Below are 2912 nucleotides of genomic sequence, written 5' to 3' on the forward strand. Positions count from 1 at the left end.
GCACGGCGCCTCGTCGCACAGCGCCACGTGGCGCGCGTTGGCGTCGGCGTCGGAGTAGACGGCTACCGTGCGGATGCCGAGGCGGCGGCAGGTGGCTGCCACGCGGCAGGCGATTTCGCCGCGATTGGCGATCAGGATCTTGTTGAACATGACTGTTCCTAGTTTTCTGGTTCTGGCGGCGCGGCTGCGGTGGCCACGCGGCGGACGCGCATGATTGGCTGGGGGTGTTGGCTCAGGCAGGACGCCACGACGGCGAGCGCTTCTCCAGGAAGGAGCGCACCCCTTCGCGGCCTTCGTCCGACGCGCGGATCGCGGCAATGCGCTCGGCGGTATCGGCCAGCAGCGCGTCGTCGATGGCGCGGCCGGACACTTCCTGCACCAGCCGCTTGCTCTCGCGCACGGCATTGGGGCTGTTGGCCACCAGCGCGGCGGCGATCTCGCTCACCTTGGCGTCCAGCGTATCGCCCGGCACCACCTCATGCACAAAGCCCAGCCGCAGCGCCTCGGCCGCACCGAAGCGCTCGGCCGTGATGAAGTAGCGGCGCGCCGCCTGCTCGCCCATGGCGCGGATCACGTAGGGGCTGATTGTGGCGGGCAGCAGGCCCAGGCGCGCCTCCGACAGGCAGAAATTCACCGTCTCCGCGGCCACGGCGATGTCGCAGGCGGCAACCAGGCCCACGCCGCCTGCATAGGTGTCGCCGTGGATGCGCGCGATCACCGGTTTGGGGCAGGCCCAGATGGTGTGCAGCATCTGGGCCAGCGTGAGCGCGTCAGACCGGTTCTCGTCGTGCGAGTAGCCGGCCATCTTCTTCATCCAGTTCAGGTCGGCGCCGGCGCAGAAGGCCGGGCCGTTGCCCGCCAGCACGATGGCGCGCACCGTGGGCTCGCTGCCGAGTGCGCGGAACGCACCGGTGAGCTCGGCGATCACGGTTTCGTTGAAGGCGTTGCGCACGTCCGGGCGGTTCAGCGTGACGGTGGCCACGTGCTGCGCGGCCGTGACGGTAAGCGTGGTGAATTCCATGTTGGTGTCCTGTACGGTGCGGTGCGATCTGTTATCCGGGGCGCTGGCCATCACATGCGGAACACGCCGAACTTCATCTCGCCGATGGGCGCGTTGAGGCTCGCCGACAGGCCCAGGCCCAGCACCGTGCGGGTTTGCGCGGGATCGATCACGCCGTCGTCCCACAGCCGCGCGCTGGCGTAGTAGGGGTGGCCCTGGTGCTCGTACTGGTCGCGGATCGGTTGCTTGAACTTGTCCTCGTCTTCCGCGCTCCAGCTGCCGCCCTTGGCCTCGATGCCGTCGCGGCGCACGGTGGCCAGCACGCTGGCCGCTTGCTCGCCGCCCATGACCGAGATCCGTGCGTTCGGCCACATCCACAGGAAGCGTGGCGAGTAAGCGCGCCCGCACATGCCGTAGTTGCCAGCGCCAAACGAGCCGCCGATGATCACCGTGAACTTGGGCACCTGCGCGGTTGCCACTGCGGTCACCATCTTGGCGCCGTTGCGGGCAATGCCTTCGTTCTCGTACTTGCGGCCCACCATGAAGCCGGTGATGTTTTGCAGGAACACCAGCGGGATCTTGCGCTGGCAGCACAGTTCGATAAAGTGCGCGCCCTTGAGCGCCGACTCCGAGAACAGGATGCCGTTGTTGGCGATGATGCCCACCGGGTAGCCCCAGATCCGCGCAAAGCCGCACACCAGCGTGGTGCCGTAGCGCGCCTTGAACTCGTCGAAGTCCGAGTCGTCCACGATGCGCGCAATGACCTCGCGCACGTCATAGGGCTTGCGCGTGTCGGTAGGGATCACGCCGTACAGCTCTTCCACCGGATAGCGCGGGGGCAGCGGCTCGTGCAGGCGGATCTGGTCCGGCTTGCGGCGGTTCAGGTGCTGCACGATATTGCGCGCCAGCGACAGCGCATGCGCGTCGTTCTGTGCAAAGTAATCGGCCACGCCCGACAGGCGCGTGTGCACATCGGCGCCGCCCAGGTCTTCGGCAGTGACTTCCTCGCCGGTGGCGGCCTTCACCAGCGGCGGGCCGCCCAGGAAGATGGTGCCCTGGTTCTTGACGATGATCGACTCATCGCTCATGGCCGGCACATACGCGCCGCCGGCCGTGCACGAACCCATCACCACCGCGATCTGCGGAATGCCCTGCTTGGACAGGTTGGCCTGGTTGTAGAAGATGCGGCCAAAGTGGTCGCGGTCCGGGAACACGTCATCCTGGTTGGGCAGGTTGGCGCCGCCCGAGTCCACCAGGTAGATGCAGGGGAGGTTGTTCTGCTCGGCGACCTCCTGCGCACGCAGGTGCTTGCGCACGGTGAGCGGATAGTAGGTGCCGCCCTTGACGGTCGCGTCGTTGCAGACGATCACGCATTCCTGCCCGGCCACGCTGCCGATGCCGGTGATGATGCCGGCGCCCGGCGCGGCATTGTCGTACATGTCGTAAGCCGCGAGCTGCGACAGTTCCAGGAACGGTGTGCCCGGATCCAGCAGTTGCTGCACACGCTCGCGCGGCAGCAGCTTGCCGCGCCCAAGGTGCTTGGCGCGGGCTTCGTCGCCGCCGCCTTCCGCCAGCTTGGCGATCTTTGCCTTGAGATCGACGACCAGCGCTTGCATGGCGTCGGCATTGGCGCGGAAGGATTCCGAGCGCGCATTGAGTTTGGTTTCGAGCGTGGGCATAAGGTGTCGGATCTCGGGTCTTTGTTCTTGTGGCTTGCGCTGTGGCGCGGGGGCGTCGGCTGGATGCTCAGGCCGTTTCGGCGTAGAGCTCGCGCCCGATCAGCATGCGGCGGATTTCCGACGTGCCGGCGCCGATCTCGTACAGCTTGGCGTCGCGCCACAGGCGGCCCACCGGGTACTCGTTGATATAGCCGTTGCCGCCCAGGATCTGCACGGATTCGCCGGCCATCCAG

4 protein-coding genes are annotated in these 2912 nt (G+C 67.1%); all 4 read right to left on the reverse strand.

All coding sequences use genetic code 11. The features are described 5' to 3' along the window. Positions 1-150: biotin carboxylase N-terminal domain-containing protein (locus AB4061_RS40395; protein WP_441641634.1), on the reverse strand; the 150-nt coding region annotated here is incomplete at its 3' end. A gap of 82 nt (positions 151-232) precedes the next feature. Further along, entirely contained in the window at positions 233-1021 is a 789-nt protein-coding gene (locus AB4061_RS40400) for an enoyl-CoA hydratase/isomerase family protein (RefSeq protein WP_441641632.1), read from the reverse strand. A 50-nt stretch (positions 1022-1071) separates the two neighbouring features. Continuing rightward, entirely contained in the window at positions 1072-2679 is a 1608-nt protein-coding gene (locus tag AB4061_RS40405; RefSeq protein ID WP_441641633.1) for a carboxyl transferase domain-containing protein, read from the reverse strand. A 67-nt stretch (positions 2680-2746) separates the two neighbouring features. Next, on the reverse strand, positions 2747-2912 hold a 166-nt coding region (locus AB4061_RS40410; protein WP_441641635.1), incomplete at its 5' end, for an acyl-CoA dehydrogenase family protein.

The organism is Cupriavidus sp. YAF13 (genome assembly GCF_052113425.1).
Taxonomy (GTDB): Bacteria; Pseudomonadota; Gammaproteobacteria; order Burkholderiales; family Burkholderiaceae; genus Cupriavidus.